Genomic DNA, 15,519 nt, shown 5'->3' with positions numbered 1-15,519 from the left:
GCGCTGACCTCTGAAGATTAGCGCACAGGGCGGCTCCAGCCAAAATCGCTACTCGTCTTCCGCGAGTGTCAGCTCCACGCCGCCCACGAAACCGGCCGCCAGGTTGTAGACGAAGGCGCCCAACGTGGCCAGCGCCGTGGCGAGCACGACGTCGATCACGGCGATCACCGACGTGAAGACGAGGACGCGCGGGAGCGACAGGAACGCCTGCAGGTCGAACCCGTTGCTCTCCGTGGAGCCGGTCGCGTCGCTGATCGTCGCGCCGACCGTCGAGAAGACGCCCATCGCGTCCATGACCATCCACAGCACGGCCGCCGCGACGACCGTGCAGATGCCCAGCGCGATGGAGAGCAGGAAGCTGACCTTCATCACCGACCACGGGTCGGCCTTGGCCACCCGCAGCCGCGCCTTGCGCGTCCGCGGCGTCGTCTTGGCGCCCGTACGGGGCCGGCGCGCCGTGCCGTCCTGGACGCCCCCGAGGGCGTCCTGCGCCCCGTACGCCTGCGGCGGGCGGTACGGCTGGGCCGTCTGCTGGGCGGACGGCCGCTCACCGGGCAGCGGGCCGTCGTCGTACGTCTCGTACGGGGGCTTCGGCCCCCGGGTGTCGGTCACCGCAACCCCCTGGGTTTCCGTGGCAGGGCCACGGGCACCGTTCTTTCCCGAAGCGGCCGAGCCGGCCGAACCGGCGCCCGTGGCTCCGCTCACGCTTTACTCCTCGTGCTCCCCGGCCGAGGACTCCGTGCCCTCGGCTGCCTCGACCGCGGCGCCGGTACCGACGGCGGCCTCGGTCTCTTCCACGTCCGCGCCGTCGACCGCGTCGGTCTGGTCGACCTCTTCGGCCTCGGCGCCGGCCTCGGCGTTGCGCGCGATGCCCACGACGGCATCGCGCTTGCCCAGGTTGATCAGCTGGACGCCCATGGTGTCACGGCCGGTCTCCCTGACTTCGTTGACGCGCGTGCGAATCACACCACCGGACAGCGTGATGGCGAGGATCTCGTCACCTTCCTCGACCACCAGGGCGCCGACGAGCGAACCGCGGTCTTCCACGATCTTCGCAGCCTTGATGCCGAGGCCGCCACGACCCTGGACGCGGTACTCGTCGACGGCCGTCCGCTTGGCGTAACCGCCGTCCGTCGCCGTGAAGACGAACGTACCGGGGCGGACGACGTTCATCGAGAGGAGCTCGTCGCCCTCGCGGAAGCTCATGCCCTTCACCCCGGACGTGGCCCGGCCCATCGGGCGCAGCGCGTCGTCCGTCGCGGTGAAGCGGATGGACTGGGCCTTCTTGCTGATGAGCAGCAGGTCGTCCTCGGCGGAGGCCAGCTCGGCGCCGATCAGCTCGTCGTCGCTGCCGTCCTCCCGCTCGCGCAGGTTGATGGCGATGACGCCGCCCGAGCGGGGGGAGTCGTAGTCCTTGAGCGGGGTCTTCTTCACCAGGCCCGCCTTGGTCGCGAGGACCAGGTAGGGCGCCGCCTCGTAGTCGCGGATCGCGAGGATCTCGGCGATCTGCTCGTCCGGCTGGAAGGCCAGCAGGTTGGCGACGTGCTGGCCGCGGGCGTCCCGGCCGGCGTCGGGCAGCTCGTACGCCTTGGCGCGGTAGACGCGGCCCTTGTTGGTGAAGAACAGCAGCCAGTGGTGGGTGGTGGAGACGAAGAAGTGGTCGACGATGTCGTCTTCCTTCAGCTTCGTGCCGCGCACGCCCTTGCCGCCGCGCTTCTGCGACCGGTAGTCGTCGGTCTTCGTCCGCTTCACGTAGCCGCCGCGCGTGATGGTGACGACGATGTCCTCCTCGGCGATCAGGTCCTCCATGGACATGTCGCCGTCGAACGGCACGAGCTGCGTACGGCGGTCGTCGCCGAACTTCTCCACCAGCTGCGCCAGCTCCTCGCTGACGATCTGCCGCTGGCGGGGCTCGGAGGCGAGGATGCCGTTGTAGTCGTTGATCTTCGCCTGGAGCTCGTCGTGCTCCGCGACGATCTTCTGGCGCTCCAGGGCGGCCAGGCGGCGCAGCTGCATCTCCAGGATGGCGTTGGCCTGGATCTCGTCGATCCGGAGCAGGTCCATCAGGCCCTCGCGCGCGACCTCCACCGTGTCGCTGCGCCGGATCAGGGCGATGACCTCGTCGATCGCGTCGAGCGCCTTGAGCAGACCGCGCAGGATGTGCGCCCGCTCCTCGGCCTTGCGCAGCCGGAAGCGCGTACGGCGGACGATGACCTCGATCTGGTGCGTCACCCAGTGGCGGATGAACGCGTCCAGCGAGAGCGTGCGCGGCACGCCGTCGACCAGCGCGAGCATGTTCGCGCCGAAGTTCGTCTGGAGGTCGGTGTGCTTGTAGAGGTTGTTGAGGACGACCTTGGCGACCGCGTCCCGCTTGAGGACGATGACGAGCCGCTGGCCCGTGCGGGAGCTGGTCTCGTCGCGGACGTCCGCGATGCCGCCGATCTTGCCGTCCTTCACCAGGTCGGCGATCTTCTGCGCGAGGTTGTCCGGGTTGACCTGGTACGGCAGCTCGGTGACGACCAGGCACTGCCGGTTCTGGATCTCCTCGACCTCGACGACCGCGCGCATCGTGATCGAGCCGCGGCCCGTGCGGTACGCCTCCTCGATGCCCTTGCGGCCGACGACGAGGGCGCCGGTCGGGAAGTCGGGGCCCTTGATGCGCTCGATCAGCGCGTCCAGGAGCTCCTCGTGGCTGGCCTCCGGGTGTTCCAGCGCCCACTGGGCACCGGCCGCGACCTCGCGCAGGTTGTGCGGCGGGATGTTGGTCGCCATGCCGACCGCGATTCCGGCCGAGCCGTTGACCAGCAGGTTCGGGAAGCGTGACGGGAGGACCGTCGGCTCCTGGTTGCGGCCGTCGTAGTTGTCCTGGAAGTCGACGGTCTCCTCGTCGATGTCCCGGAGCATCTCCATGGACAGCGGCGCCATCTTGCACTCGGTGTAGCGCATGGCGGCGGCCGGGTCGTTGCCCGGCGAGCCGAAGTTCCCGTTGGAGTCCACCAGCGGCATGCGCATCGACCACGGCTGGGCCAGGCGGACCAGGGCGTCGTAGATGGAGGTGTCGCCGTGCGGGTGGTACGTGCCCATGACGTCGCCGACGACGCGGGCGCACTTGTAGAAGCCCTTCTCGGGCCGGTAGCCGCCGTCGTACATGGCGTACAGGACGCGCCGGTGGACGGGCTTGAGGCCGTCCCGCACGTCGGGCAGCGCGCGCGACACGATGACGGACATCGCGTAGTCGAGGTACGAGCGCTGCATCTCGGTTTCGAGCCCGACGGGCTCGACGCGCAGGCCCACACCGGGGGTGGCGGGCTCCTCTTCGGGCGTCACGGCGGCGGGGGTGTTCTCGTCGGCCATTGCTGGTCTTCAGTCCTTTCGTACGGTCAGCTGAGACCGACTCAGATGTCGAGGAAGCGGACGTCCTTGGCATTGCGCTGGATGAACGAGCGCCGCGCCTCCACGTCCTCGCCCATCAGCACCGAGAACAGGTCGTCGGCCTGGGCCGCGTCGTCCAGCGTGACCTGGCCGAGCACCCGGTGGTCCTGGTCCATGGTGGTGATGCGCAGCTCCTCGGCGTTCATCTCGCCCAGGCCCTTGAAGCGCTGGATGGAGTCCTCGCGGATCCGCTTGCCGTTCTGCTTGCCGAGCTCGACGAGCGCGTCGCGCTCGCGGTCCGAGTAGGCGTACTCGAAGTCGTCCCGGCCCCACTTGATCTTGTACAGCGGGGGGCGGGAGAGGTAGACGTGGCCGGCCTCGACCAGCGGTCGCATGAAGCGGAAGAGGAAGGTCAGCAGCAGCGTGTTGATGTGCTGGCCGTCGACGTCGGCGTCCGCCATGAGAATGATCTTGTGGTAGCGGAGCTTCTCGATGTCGAAGTCCTCGTGGACCCCGGTGCCGAAGGCCGAGATCAGCGCCTGGACCTCGGTGTTCTGCAGGATCTTGTCGATCCGCGCCTTCTCGACGTTCAGGATCTTGCCGCGGATCGGCAGGATGGCCTGGTACATCGGGTTGCGGCCGGACTTGGCGGAGCCGCCGGCGGAGTCGCCCTCGACGATGAAGATCTCGCACTTGGTCGGGTCGTTCGACTGGCAGTCGGACAGCTTGCCCGGCAGGGACGCCGACTCCAGCAGGCCCTTCCGGCGCGTCAGGTCCCGCGCCTTGCGGGCGGCCACGCGCGCGGTGGCGGCCTGGATGGCCTTGCGGACGATGTCCGCCGCCTCGTTCGGGTTCCGGTCGAACCAGTCCGACAGGTGCTCGTGGACGACCTTCTGCACGAAGGTCTTCGCCTCCGTGTTGCCCAGCTTGGTCTTGGTCTGGCCCTCGAACTGGGGCTCGCCGAGCTTGACCGAGATGATCGCGGTCAGGCCCTCGCGGATGTCCTCGCCCGTGAGGTTGTCGTCCTTCTCCCGCAGCAGCTTCTTGTCGCGCGCGTAGCGGTTGACGAGACCGGTGAGCGCCGCGCGGAAGCCCTCCTCGTGCGTACCGCCCTCATGGGTGTGGATCGTGTTCGCGAACGAGTACACGCCCTCCGTGTACTGCGAGTTCCACTGCATCGCGATCTCGACCGAGAGCATCCGCTCCTTGTCCTCGGCCTCCACCGCGATGACCGTGGGGTGGATCAGCTCGCCCTTGCGGGAGTTGAGGTACTTGACGAAGTCGACGATGCCGCCTTCGTAGTAGTACGTCACCGTGCGCGCCGGCTGCTCCTCCACCGCCTCGGCAGAGGCGTCGGCGTCGTCGGCGTTCATCGTCGCCCTGGCCGACTCGCGCTCGTCGGTGAGCGTGATCGTCAGGCCCTTGTTGAGGAACGCCATCTCCTGGAAGCGGCGCGACAGCGTCTCGAAGGAGTAGTCGGTGGTCTCGAAGATGTCCGGGTCGGCCCAGAAGGTGACCGACGTACCGGTCTCCTCGGTGGCCTCGTGCTTGGCGAGGGGCGCGGTGGGGACACCCAGCTTGTAGTCCTGCGTCCAGCGGTGGCCGTCGGTCTTGACCTCGACGGAGACCCGCGTCGACAGCGCGTTGACCACGGAGACGCCCACGCCGTGCAGACCGCCGGAGACCGCGTAGCCGCCGCCGCCGAACTTGCCGCCCGCGTGCAGCACGGTCAGCACGACCTCGACGGCGGGCTTGCCCTCGGAGGGGACGATGCCCACCGGGATGCCGCGGCCGTTGTCGACGACGCGGACGCCGCCGTCCTCCAGGATCGTGACGTCGATGGTGTCCGCATGGCCGGCCAGGGCCTCGTCGACGGAGTTGTCGACGACCTCCTGCACCATGTGGTGGAGTCCACGCTCACCGGTCGAGCCGATGTACATGCCGGGCCGCTTGCGGACCGCGTCCAGACCCTCGAGGACGGTGATCGCGCTGGCGTCGTACGCGGGGGAGCCCGACGCCGGGGCCGCGCCGCTCTCGCCGGCAGGAGTGGACGGAATGTTCTCGTTGGGGTTGCCGGAATCGGCCACGAAGCGCCCTTTCTGGCACAGCGCGAGCCACCTCCCGGGAGGCCCCGGAGTGGCTGCGTCGTTCGACATGTTCCGCAGTGGGCGGGATTGCTTACCAGTCTACCGGTAGCGCTGACACTCATGGGGGTTTGCCGGTACCTGGGTCCGCATGTGCCGCTCTGAACCGGCGCCCGCCGACTCCCCATATGTGGGACGGGGCTCCAAGAGGCTCACGCGGGCACTCAGCGCTTCGGCCTGTCAACCACCCGCAACCGCCGTCACCGCCCCCGGAACCCCCTCTTCCGAAGCGCTCCGAGGACCCCGCCGCCGTCCCCCGCGCGGCAGGTCACGGCCTGGTTCGCCGTCCTCGGCCGGCCCGTGGGAGGCCCGGTGGCCGCCCGGGGCGCGCGCAGGCGCCGCCGGACGCCCGGTCCCGCTCCGCTCCCGGCCGGCCCGGACCCTGAAATGGCCGGTTCCTGTCCCTCCGGCAGGACCGTCAGCCGTAGGTGTCGCCGGCCCCGGTGCTGCCGGGCGCCCGCAGCGGGCCGTACCCGCGGCGCGGTCCGCCGGGCCCGAGGACGCGGATGTGGCGCACCGTCCCGTGCCCCAGGTCCTCGTTCAGCCGGGCCACCAGCCGGGGCGCGAGCAGCCGCAGTTGCGTCGCCCACGCCGTGGAGTCGCACTGGACGGTGAGGACGCGCTCGTCGGGGTCCTCGTCGTACCGCAGCGGCACGCAGTGCTTCGCCAGGTCCTCGCCCACGATCTGCGGCCACCGCCCCATGACGCCGCCGACCGCCGCGGGCGCCTCCCAGCCGCGCTCCGTGATCAACCGGTTGATCGCCGCGCCCAGCGGCAGCGGGTCGCGCCCGTCGGCGCGCGCCCCGGAGCGCAGGCCGCCGCCGCGCCGCGCCTGCTTCTTCTGCTGGGCCGCGGCGCCCCGCGCCTTCGCCTGCTCCTTGGCCGCGCGCAGCGCCACGCGCGCGAGGTCGACGCCGGACGGCTCGGGAACCGGGGCCTGCGTCGGGCCCGCCGGCCGCGGCGCCTGCGACTGCGTGCTCATACGCGCTCCACCGCCCCCTCCGACACCGCGTACCGCGTACCCGCCAGCACCCCCGGCACGTCGTCGCCGACCGCCGCCGTCACCAGCACCTGCTCGCCCGGCGCGACCAGCTCCGCCAGCCGCTCCCGCCGCCTCGCGTCCAGCTCGGCGAAGACGTCGTCCAGCACGAGGACGGGCTCGTTGCCCTCCCCGCGCAGCAGGTCGTACGAGGCCAGCCGCAGCGCGAGCGCGTACGACCAGGACTCGCCGTGACTGGCGTACCCCTTCGCCGGCATCCGCCCCAGCAGCAGCCCGAGGTCGTCGCGGTGCGGCCCGACGAGGGTGACCCCGCGCTCGATCTCCTGCTTGCGCACGTCGGCGAGCGCGGCGATCAGCCGCTCGAACAGCTCCTCGCGGCCGGCCGGCCCGTGGACGTCGCCGCCCGCCGAGCCGCGGTACTCCAGGGCGACGGGGCCACCGCCGGGGGCCAACTGCTCGTACGCCTTGACGGCGAGCGGCTGGAGCGCGGCGACGAGGTCGAGCCGCTGCGCGAGCAGTTCGGCGCCGACCCGCGCGAGGTGCTGGTCCCACACGTCGAGGGTGGACAGGTCCAGGGAACGGCCACCGTGCCGCCGGGCCATGGCGGCGGTCTTCAGGAGGGTGTTGCGCTGCTTGAGGACCCGGTCGTAGTCGGACCGCACGCCGGCCATGCGCGGCGACCGGGCGGTGATCAGCTCGTCGAGGAACCGCCGCCGCTCGCCGGGGTCGCCCTTCACCAGGGCGAGGTCCTCGGGCGCGAACAGCACGGTCCGTATGATCCCCAGTACGTCGCGCGGTCTGACCTGCGAGGACCTGTTGACGCGGGCGCGGTTGGCCTTCCCGGGGTTGAGCTCCAGCTCGACGAGCTGCTGCCGCTCGCCCTGCCGGACGGCCGCCCGGATCACGGCGCGCTCGGCGCCCATCCGGACGAGGGGGGTGTCGGAGGACACCCGGTGGCTGCCGAGCGTCGCGAGGTAGCCGACCGCCTCGACCAGGTTCGTCTTGCCCTGCCCGTTGGCGCCCACGAAGACGCTGACGCCCGGGTCGAGAGGAACCTCGGCCCGGGCGTACGAACGGAAGTCGGCCAGCGACAGATGCGTGACGTGCATGGTGTGCGCCGACCTCTCCCGGCTGTGCGTGTTACTTGTTCTCGACCGCGTGTCCGCCGAACTGGTTGCGCAGGGCGGCGATCATCTTCATCTGCGGCGAGTCGTCCTGGCGCGACGCGAACCGCGCGAACAGCGACGCGGTGATCGCGGGCAGCGGCACCGCGTTGTCGATGGCGGCCTCGACCGTCCAGCGGCCCTCGCCGGAGTCCGCGGCGTAGCCCCGCAGCTTCTCCAGGTGCTCGTCGTCGTCGAGCGCGCGGACGGCCAGGTCCAGCAGCCAGGAGCGGATGACCGTGCCCTCCTGCCAGGAGCGGAAGACCTCGCGGACGTCCGTGACGGAGTCCACGGCCTCCAGCAGCTCCCAGCCCTCGGCGAAGGCCTGCATCATCGCGTACTCGATGCCGTTGTGGACCATCTTCGCGAAGTGGCCGGCACCGACCTTGCCCGCGTGGACGGAGCCGAACTCGCCCTCCGGCTTCAGCGCGTCGAAGACCGGCTGGACCTTCGCGACGTGCTCGGCGTCACCGCCGTACATGAGCGCGTAGCCGTTCTCCAGGCCCCACACACCGCCGGAGACGCCGCAGTCGACGAAGCCGATGCCCTTGGCGGCCAGCTCCTCGGCGTGCTTCTCGTCGTCCGTCCAGCGGGAGTTGCCGCCGTCGACGACGACGTCGCCCGGGGAGAGCAGCTCGGCCAGCTGGTCGATGGTGGACTGCGTGGCCTCGCCGGCCGGGACCATGACCCACACGACGCGCGGGCCCTTCAGCCTGCCCACGAGCTCCTCGAGGCTGTGGACATCGGCGAGGTCGGGGTTGCGGTCGTACCCGACGACGGTGTGGCCCGCGCGGCGGATGCGCTCGCGCATGTTGCCGCCCATCTTGCCGAGGCCGATGAGACCGAGCTCCATCAGATCTTCCTTACGCGTTGTGTGCGGTTCGTACCCGTGTCCGAGACTACGCCCGGACACGGGTGCACACCTGTGGGGTCAGCCGCTCAGTCAGCCACTGAGCCGAACCGGCATGATCAGGTACTTGTACGCCTCGTCCGCCTCCGCGTCCACGGCCGGCTTGCCGCTCAGCAGCGCGGGCTTGGTGGACGTGGTGAAGGAGAGCTGGGCGACCGGCGCGTCGATGGCGCTGAGGCCGTCGAGCAGGAACGTCGGGTTGAAGGCGATCGAGATGTCGTCGCCGTCCAGCTGCGCGTCGACGCGCTCCACAGCCTGTGCGTCGTCGCTGGAACCCGCCTCGAGGATGAGCACGCCCTGCTCGAAGCTGAGCCGCACCGGGGTGTTCCGCTCGGCGACCAGCGCCACGCGCTTCACGGCCTCCACGAACGGAGCCGTCTCGATCGTCGCGACCGAGTTGAACTCCGTCGGGAACAGCGTCCGGTACTTCGGCAGGTCGCCTTCGAGCAGGCGCGTGGTGGTGCGGCGCCCGGCGCCCTCGAAACCGATCAGGCCCTCGCCGGCACCGGAGCCGGCCAGCGCCAGCGTCACCGTGTCGCCGCTGGTCAGCGCCTTGGCCGTGTCCAGCAGCGTCTTGGCGGGCACCAGGGCGACGGCCGAGGCGTCCGGGGACTCCGGCTTCCACAGGAACTCGCGGACCGCGAAGCGGTAGCGGTCGGTGGAGGCCAGGGTGACCCGGTCGCCCTCGATCTCGATGCGCACACCCGTGAGGACGGGCAGCGTGTCGTCGCGGCCCGCGGCGATGGCGACCTGCGCGGCGGCGGAGGCGAAGACCTCGCCGGGCACCGTGCCGGTGGCGGTCGGCATCTGCGGCAGCGCCGGATACTCCTCCACAGGAAGGGTGTGGAGGGTGAAGCGGGACGAGCCGCAGAGCACCGTCGCCCGTACACCGTCTGTGGAAATCTCCACCGGCCGGTTGGGGAGGGCGCGACAGATGTCGGCGAGCAGCCGCCCGGACACCAGGACCGTGCCGTCCTCCTCGACCTCGGCCTCGACCGAGACCCGCGCGGAGACCTCGTAGTCGAAGCTGGAGAAGCTCAGCGCACCGTCCTCGGCCCTCAGCAGAAGGCCCGCGAGCACGGGCGCGGGCGGACGGGCCGGGAGGCTGCGGGCCACCCAGGCCACCGCCTCCGCGAGTACATCGCGCTCCACCCGGATCTTCACCGTAAGCCGCCTCCTGCTGTTGCTGGCTCGCCCTGCTGGCCTTCCTCGTCCGGCATCCGGTCCGTCCACCGCCGCAGCGGTTGCGTCGGAATGCCGGGGACCAGTCTGACGTACGCCGCCGACACTCGGCGCGGCTCGGGGTCAAGTCGGGACGGGCCGCGGTCGGAGCGTCGGCGCCGAGTTGTGCACAGGCCCCGCTTCCAAGCGAAATCCCAGCTAACTCTGTGTGGGAGTAGTAGTAGGGCTTGTGGAAACCGTGGATAACCCCGTCCACGCAGGTCACAGCCCAGATTTTGTCCACCGGTCCTGTGGGTGGCAGCGGTGGACAACCGGGGTCCGCTGTGGACGCGGCGAAGTTCTGCACACCCGATGCACAGGCAGGGCGGACTTCTCCCCAGAGCCGTCCCCAGTTTTACCCAGGTTCCCCACAGCCCAATCCGGCTTCTTGGTGTGACCGCTTTCACTCGTCACGGTGACTGGGGGTGTTTCGTTGCCGAACAGTGGACAGCGGTGTGGAGAAGCTGTGGACCGTGCCCTTGAGCCTGTGGGCTGCTGGTGGACAACTCCGATCACAGCCTGTGGACAAACTTACTTTCCACAAGCTGTGGATAACGTTCGACCACAAATCCACACGCCTCTGACCTGGGCGTACGACGACCCATACACCCCTGCTGTGGACAAGGATCGGATAACTTCTCAGTCCCCAGCCTGTGGACGGGAGGCCGTCTCCAAATCTGTGGAGAACGGCGTGACCGACGCAGCTATTCGAACGGCCCCGCTGCCGCTGCCCGCCCGTGGGCGCCCGCAGAACCGGTTCGGCCCGGCCCGAACCGGACCGGACGGCCTCCGAAGACGGCGAAGGGCGCCCCGGAAACCCGTCCCGGGACGCCCGCGAAGCGCCGCACCGCGCGCCGTCAGCCGTTCTTGATGCGGTTCGTCAGCTCGGTCACCTGGTTGTAGATGGAGCGCCGCTCCGCCATCAGCGCGCGGATCTTCCGGTCCGCGTGCATGACCGTCGTGTGGTCCCGCCCGCCGAACTGCGCGCCGATCTTCGGCAGCGACAGGTCGGTCAGCTCCCGGCACAGGTACATCGCGATCTGCCGGGCCGTCACCAGCACCCTGCTGCGCGACGAGCCGCACAGGTCCTCGACCGTCAGCCCGAAGTAGTCCGCCGTCGCCGCCATGATCGCGCCCGCGGTGATCTCCGGCGCGGTGTCCTCGCCGCCCGGGATCAGGTCCTTCAGCACGCTCTCGGTGAGCACCAGGTCCACCGGCTGGCGGTTGAGGCTCGCGAACGCCGTCACCCGGATCAGCGCGCCCTCCAGCTCGCGGATGTTCCGGGAGATCCGCGACGCGATGAACTCCAGCACCTCCGGCGGGGCGTTCAGCTGCTCCTGGACCGCCTTCTTCCGGAGGATCGCGATGCGCGTCTCCAGCTCCGGCGGCTGGACGTCCGTGGTGAGGCCCCACTCGAAGCGGTTCCGCAGCCGGTCCTCCAGCGTCATCAGCTGCTTGGGCGGCCGGTCGGAGGACAGCACGATCTGCTTGTTGGCGTTGTGGAGCGTGTTGAAGGTGTGGAAGAACTCCTCCTGTGTCGACTCCTTGCTCGCCAGGAACTGGATGTCGTCCACGAGCAGGATGTCCACGTCGCGGTAGCGCTTGCGGAACGTGTCGCCCTTGCCGTCGCGGATGGAGTTGATGAACTCGTTGGTGAACTCCTCCGAGCTCACGTACCGCACCCGCGTCCCCGGGTAGAGGCTGCGCGCGTAGTGACCGATCGCGTGCAGCAGGTGGGTTTTGCCGAGCCCCGACTCGCCGTAGATGAAGAGGGGGTTGTACGCCTTGGCCGGCGCCTCGGCGACCGCGACCGCCGCCGCGTGGGCGAACCGGTTGGACGAGCCGATGACGAACGTGTCGAACAGGTACTTCGGGTTCAGCCGCGCGTGCTGCTCCCCCGGGCCGCCCGTACCGCCGGAGCCGCCCTGGCCCAGCCCGCCCGCCCCGCCCATGGACCCGGGGCCGGCCATCGGACCGGGACCCGGTGCACCACGGCCGCCCGCCCCGCCCCGGGCCTCCGGACCACCGGAGCCCGCGGGGCCCGCGGGGCCGCCCGGCCGGCGCCGGTCCTGCGCGTCGGGCAGCTCCCGCCGCTCCGCGCGCGGGGAGTCGTACCCGCCGTGCTCGGAGCCCTGCGGGGCGCCGTAGTCGTGATGCGGCTGCTGCGGGCGGGCCGTCGCGTACGGGTCGCGGTCCTGGAAGCCGCCCAGGCGCGGCTGCTGCCAGGGCAGCTCCTCCTGGGTGCGCGGCCACGCGCCGGGCTCCGGGCGCTGCTGCTGGTAGTCGGGGTAGGCGGGGCGCACGGACGGCAGCCCGTCGTCCGCCACGGGCCGCCCGTACGCGTCGTACGGCTCGCCCTGACCGCGCTCCTCGTAGCCCTGGCCGCGCTCCTCGTAGCGCGGGCGCTCCGGCTGGTGCCGCTCCGGGGCGGCCGGCGGCGGGGACTGGTCGCCGACGGAGTCGTCGACGGTGATCGCGATCCGGATCGGGCGGCCGCACTCACGGCTGAGCGTGTCGCTGATCAGCGGGGCCAGCCGGCCCTCCAGGACGCGCTTGCCCCATTCGTTGGGGACGGCGAGGAGGGCGGTGTCGGCCACCAGCGCGAGCGGCTGGCACCGCTCGATCCACTGTTTGTCCTTCGGCTCGATGCCCTGCTGCCCCTCGCCGAGGAGCTGCTCCAGCACTCGTGGCCACACTGCGGCAAGATCAGCAGGTACATCAGCCACGGGGCACGCTCTCTCACAGGTCCCGCGAATGTGTGCTTCTCGGGACGGGATGGGAAGGACAGGCAGGAAAGGAATCCGAGTCCAGTCACGGTAGTCGTGGCAGCTCGCGTGGTTCAAGTTGTTGTCCACAGCCTGTGCATAGTGTGTCCCGCCATGCCGCCGGTTTGACCGGATGGCGTAGCCGCGCGTACCGTAACCAGGTCGAGTTGTCGATGGCTGCTGCCGCCTGCCTCCGATGGGCAAAGATCACATCACGTGATCGTGTAGCGGTGCACTCGGGCGTATTGCGAGCTACTCGTGGGCGCACGGTGACAGCCAAGCGATACCCCGCCACCCCACGAATCATTTCTGGAGCCCCCGAGTGAGCAAGCGCACCTTCCAGCCGAACAACCGTCGTCGCGCCAAGACCCACGGCTTCCGCCTGCGCATGCGTACGCGCGCCGGCCGCGCGATTCTCGCGTCCCGCCGCAGCAAGGGTCGCGCCCGTCTGTCCGCCTGATCGCGGTCAGGTCATGACGTGCTGCCTTCCGAGAATCGGCTGAGGCGGCGCGAGGACTTCGCGACCGCGGTACGGCGAGGACGCCGGGCAGGCCGCCCGAGCCTCGTCGTCCATCTACGCAGCGGTGCAACGGACCCGCACGCGCCTGGGGAGAGCGCTCCCCCGACGCGTGCGGGTTTCGTCGTCAGCAAGGCCGTCGGCGGGGCGGTCGTCCGCAACCAGGTGAAGCGCAGACTGCGGCACCTGATGCGGGAGCGGCTCGCCGTGCTGCCCCCCGGTAGCCTGGTGGTAGTACGAGCGCTGCCCGGCGCGGGTGACGCCGACCATGCACAGCTGGCCCGAGACCTGGACGCCGCCCTGCAGCGGCTCCTGGGAGGGGGCGCGCGATGAAGTACCCGCTGCTGGCCCTGATCAAGCTCTACCAGTGGACGATCAGCCCACTGCTGGGCCCCGTCTGCAGGTACTACCCGTCGTGTTCCCACTACGGGTACACCGCAATCGACCGGCACGGTGCCGTCAAGGGCACGGCCCTCACCGCCTGGCGCATCCTGCGCTGCAACCCCTGGTCGCCCGGCGGAGTGGACCACGTGCCGCCGCGCAAGCGCCCCCGTTGGCACGAACTGCTGCGCGCACGGCTGCGCGGCGACAAGGGCGGGCGTTCCGACGGGACGAGCCCGGCCGCCGAGACCTCGCCCCATGCTCAAGGAGCCTGATTAGTGGACACGATTGGAAATCTGTTCAGCTTCATCACCGGACCTGTCTCGTGGATCATCGTCCAGTTCCACAAGCTGTACGGTGCGATCTTCGGGCCCGACACGGGGTGGGCCTGGGGTCTGTCCATCGTGTCCCTGGTGATCGTCATCCGCATCTGCCTGATCCCGCTCTTCGTGAAGCAGATCAAGTCGATGCGGAACATGCAGGCGCTCCAGCCGAAGATGAAGGCCATCCAGGAGCGCTACAAGAACGACCGGCAGCGCCAGTCGGAAGAGATGATGAAGCTGTACAAGGAGACGGGTACCAACCCGCTCTCCTCGTGCCTCCCCATCCTCCTGCAGTCGCCGTTCTTCTTCGCGCTCTACCACGTGCTCAGCAAGATTTCGTCCGGTGACACGATCGGCAGCCTCAACCAGCAGCTGGTCGACAGCGCCCGCGAGGCCCACATCTTCGGTGCCCCGATCGCCGCGAAGTTCATGGACGACCCCGGCACGGTTCACGCGCTCAACGCCTCGCTGACCGATGTCCGCATCGTCACCGCGATCATGATCGTGCTGATGTCGGCGTCGCAGTTCTTCACCCAGCGTCAGCTGATGCAGAAGAACGTCGACCTGTCGGTGAAGACCCCGTACATGCAGCAGCAGAAGATGCTGATGTACATCTTCCCGATCATGTTCGCCGTGATGGGCATCAACTTCCCCGTCGGCGTCCTCGTCTACTGGCTGACCACCAACGTGTGGACCATGGGCCAGCAGATGTACGTGATCAACCAGAACCCGACGCCGGGCAGCAAGGCACAGGACCACTACCTGCAGCGGCTCCTCAAGAGCATCACCCAGCACGGCGAGGTGCGCGGCCGCCGCAAGCGCAACGTCCTCCAGGCCATCGTCGCCAAGGGCCCGGACCGCAACGACAACGAGCGCCGCTTCATCGGCAGCCTCGCCAAGGCCGGCTTCACCGCCCAGGCCGACGGCACGGTGCGGAAGGTCGACCCGGTCGAGGCCGAGGCGGAGGCCGCGGCGGTGCGCCGCCAGCAGCCCAAGCGCCAGACGAAGGCGAAGCGTCAGGCCGCCACCGCGCAGCCCGGCACCGCCAAGACCTCCCTGGAGAAGGCGGACCAGGCGCAGCCCGAGCAGTCCCAGCAGCCCGGCAAGCCCGCCCCCGCACGTCAAGCCAAGTCCGGACAGCGCAAGGGCCAGCAGCGGCCCAAGCACCCGTCGTCGAAGAAGTAGAAGGAGTCCATCCGTGACGGAAGGCACCACGTCCGCCGCCGAGGGTGGCGACACCCTGACCCGCCTGGAGCAGGAGGGTGAGATCGCGGCTGACTACCTCGAGGGTCTGCTCGACATCGCCGACCTCGACGGCGACATCGACATGGACGTCGAGGGAGACCGCGCCGCGGTCTCGATCATCAGCGACACGAGCAGCCGCGACCTGCAGAAGCTCGTGGGCCGTGACGGTGAGGTGCTGGAGGCGCTGCAGGAGCTCACACGTCTCGCGGTGCACCGTGAGACCGGTGACCGCAGCCGGCTCATGCTGGACATCGCCGGCTTCCGTGCCAAGAAGCGTGCCGAGCTGACCGAGCTGGGTGCCAAGGCCGCGGTCGAGGCCAAGAACACCGGTGAGCCCGTGAAGCTGGAGCCGATGACCCCCTTCGAGCGCAAGGTCGTCCACGACGCGGTCGCCGCCGCCGGCCTGCGCAGCGAGTCCGAGGGCGAGGAGCCGCAGCGCTTCGTCGTCGTGCTCCCCGCCTGACCCCTTCGTCGTGTC

General features: G+C 69.9%; 13 protein-coding genes. 5 read left to right on the top strand and 8 right to left on the bottom strand.

Going from position 1 to position 15,519, the window contains the following annotated elements:
* Positions 1-48: 48 nt before the first annotated feature.
* From RND61_RS07490 to dnaA, 8 genes are all read right to left on the bottom strand, one after another.
* Positions 49-705, bottom strand: coding sequence for a DUF3566 domain-containing protein (locus RND61_RS07490; RefSeq protein WP_391653025.1), 657 nt, complete (start codon positions 703-705; stop codon positions 49-51).
* Between the two features lie 3 nt (positions 706-708).
* Positions 709-3,354, bottom strand: a complete 2,646-nt coding sequence (gene gyrA, locus RND61_RS07485; RefSeq protein WP_315877010.1) for a DNA gyrase subunit A — start codon at positions 3,352-3,354, stop codon at positions 709-711.
* Between the two features lie 41 nt (positions 3,355-3,395).
* On the bottom strand, positions 3,396-5,528 hold the full coding sequence (gene gyrB / locus RND61_RS07480; protein WP_315877009.1) for a DNA topoisomerase (ATP-hydrolyzing) subunit B: 2,133 nt from the start codon (positions 5,526-5,528) through the stop codon (positions 3,396-3,398).
* Between the two features lie 406 nt (positions 5,529-5,934).
* Positions 5,935-6,498, bottom strand: a complete 564-nt coding sequence (locus RND61_RS07475; protein ID WP_315877008.1) for a DUF721 domain-containing protein — start codon at positions 6,496-6,498, stop codon at positions 5,935-5,937.
* Positions 6,495-7,625, bottom strand: coding sequence for a DNA replication/repair protein RecF (recF, locus tag RND61_RS07470; RefSeq protein ID WP_315877007.1), 1,131 nt, complete (start codon positions 7,623-7,625; stop codon positions 6,495-6,497). The genes RND61_RS07475 and recF overlap by 4 nt, the downstream gene beginning before the upstream one ends.
* A gap of 31 nt (positions 7,626-7,656) precedes the next feature.
* Positions 7,657-8,532: a phosphogluconate dehydrogenase (NAD(+)-dependent, decarboxylating) gene (gnd, locus tag RND61_RS07465; RefSeq protein ID WP_315877006.1), complete on the bottom strand. Its 876-nt coding sequence runs from the start codon at positions 8,530-8,532 to the stop codon at positions 7,657-7,659.
* Positions 8,533-8,622: 90 nt separating this feature from the next.
* Entirely contained in the window at positions 8,623-9,753 is a 1,131-nt protein-coding gene (dnaN, locus tag RND61_RS07460) for a DNA polymerase III subunit beta (RefSeq protein ID WP_315877005.1), read from the bottom strand.
* 914 nt (positions 9,754-10,667) lie between these two features.
* Entirely contained in the window at positions 10,668-12,536 is a 1,869-nt protein-coding gene (gene dnaA, locus RND61_RS07455; protein WP_315877004.1) for a chromosomal replication initiator protein DnaA, read from the bottom strand.
* A 361-nt stretch (positions 12,537-12,897) separates the two neighbouring features.
* Between dnaA and rpmH the strand changes: the two genes are divergently transcribed.
* From rpmH to RND61_RS07430, 5 genes are read left to right on the top strand one after another with little or no spacing between them, the layout of a single operon-like run.
* A complete protein-coding gene (rpmH, locus tag RND61_RS07450) occupies positions 12,898-13,035 on the top strand; it encodes a 50S ribosomal protein L34 (protein ID WP_003956500.1) in 138 nt (45 codons plus the stop codon).
* 18 nt (positions 13,036-13,053) lie between these two features.
* Positions 13,054-13,425, top strand: coding sequence for a ribonuclease P protein component (rnpA, locus tag RND61_RS07445; protein ID WP_315876999.1), 372 nt, complete (start codon positions 13,054-13,056; stop codon positions 13,423-13,425).
* The gene (yidD, locus tag RND61_RS07440; RefSeq protein WP_315876997.1) at positions 13,422-13,748 is read left to right on the top strand and encodes a membrane protein insertion efficiency factor YidD; all 327 of its coding nucleotides are present in this window, start codon (positions 13,422-13,424) and stop codon (positions 13,746-13,748) included. Before rnpA ends, yidD begins: the two co-directional genes overlap by 4 nt.
* A 3-nt stretch (positions 13,749-13,751) precedes the next feature.
* Entirely contained in the window at positions 13,752-14,981 is a 1,230-nt protein-coding gene (yidC, locus tag RND61_RS07435; protein ID WP_315876996.1) for a membrane protein insertase YidC, read from the top strand.
* Positions 14,982-14,994: 13 nt separating this feature from the next.
* Positions 14,995-15,504 (top strand): Jag family protein, encoded by a 510-nt coding sequence (locus RND61_RS07430; protein WP_315876995.1) that lies wholly within the window; start codon positions 14,995-14,997, stop codon positions 15,502-15,504.
* Positions 15,505-15,519 lie beyond the last annotated feature (15 nt).

The sequence above is a fragment of the Streptomyces tamarix genome, assembly GCF_032423885.1.
Lineage (GTDB): Bacteria > Actinomycetota > Actinomycetes > Streptomycetales > Streptomycetaceae > Streptomyces > Streptomyces tamarix.
This window is presented reverse-complemented; position numbering and strand designations above follow the sequence as displayed.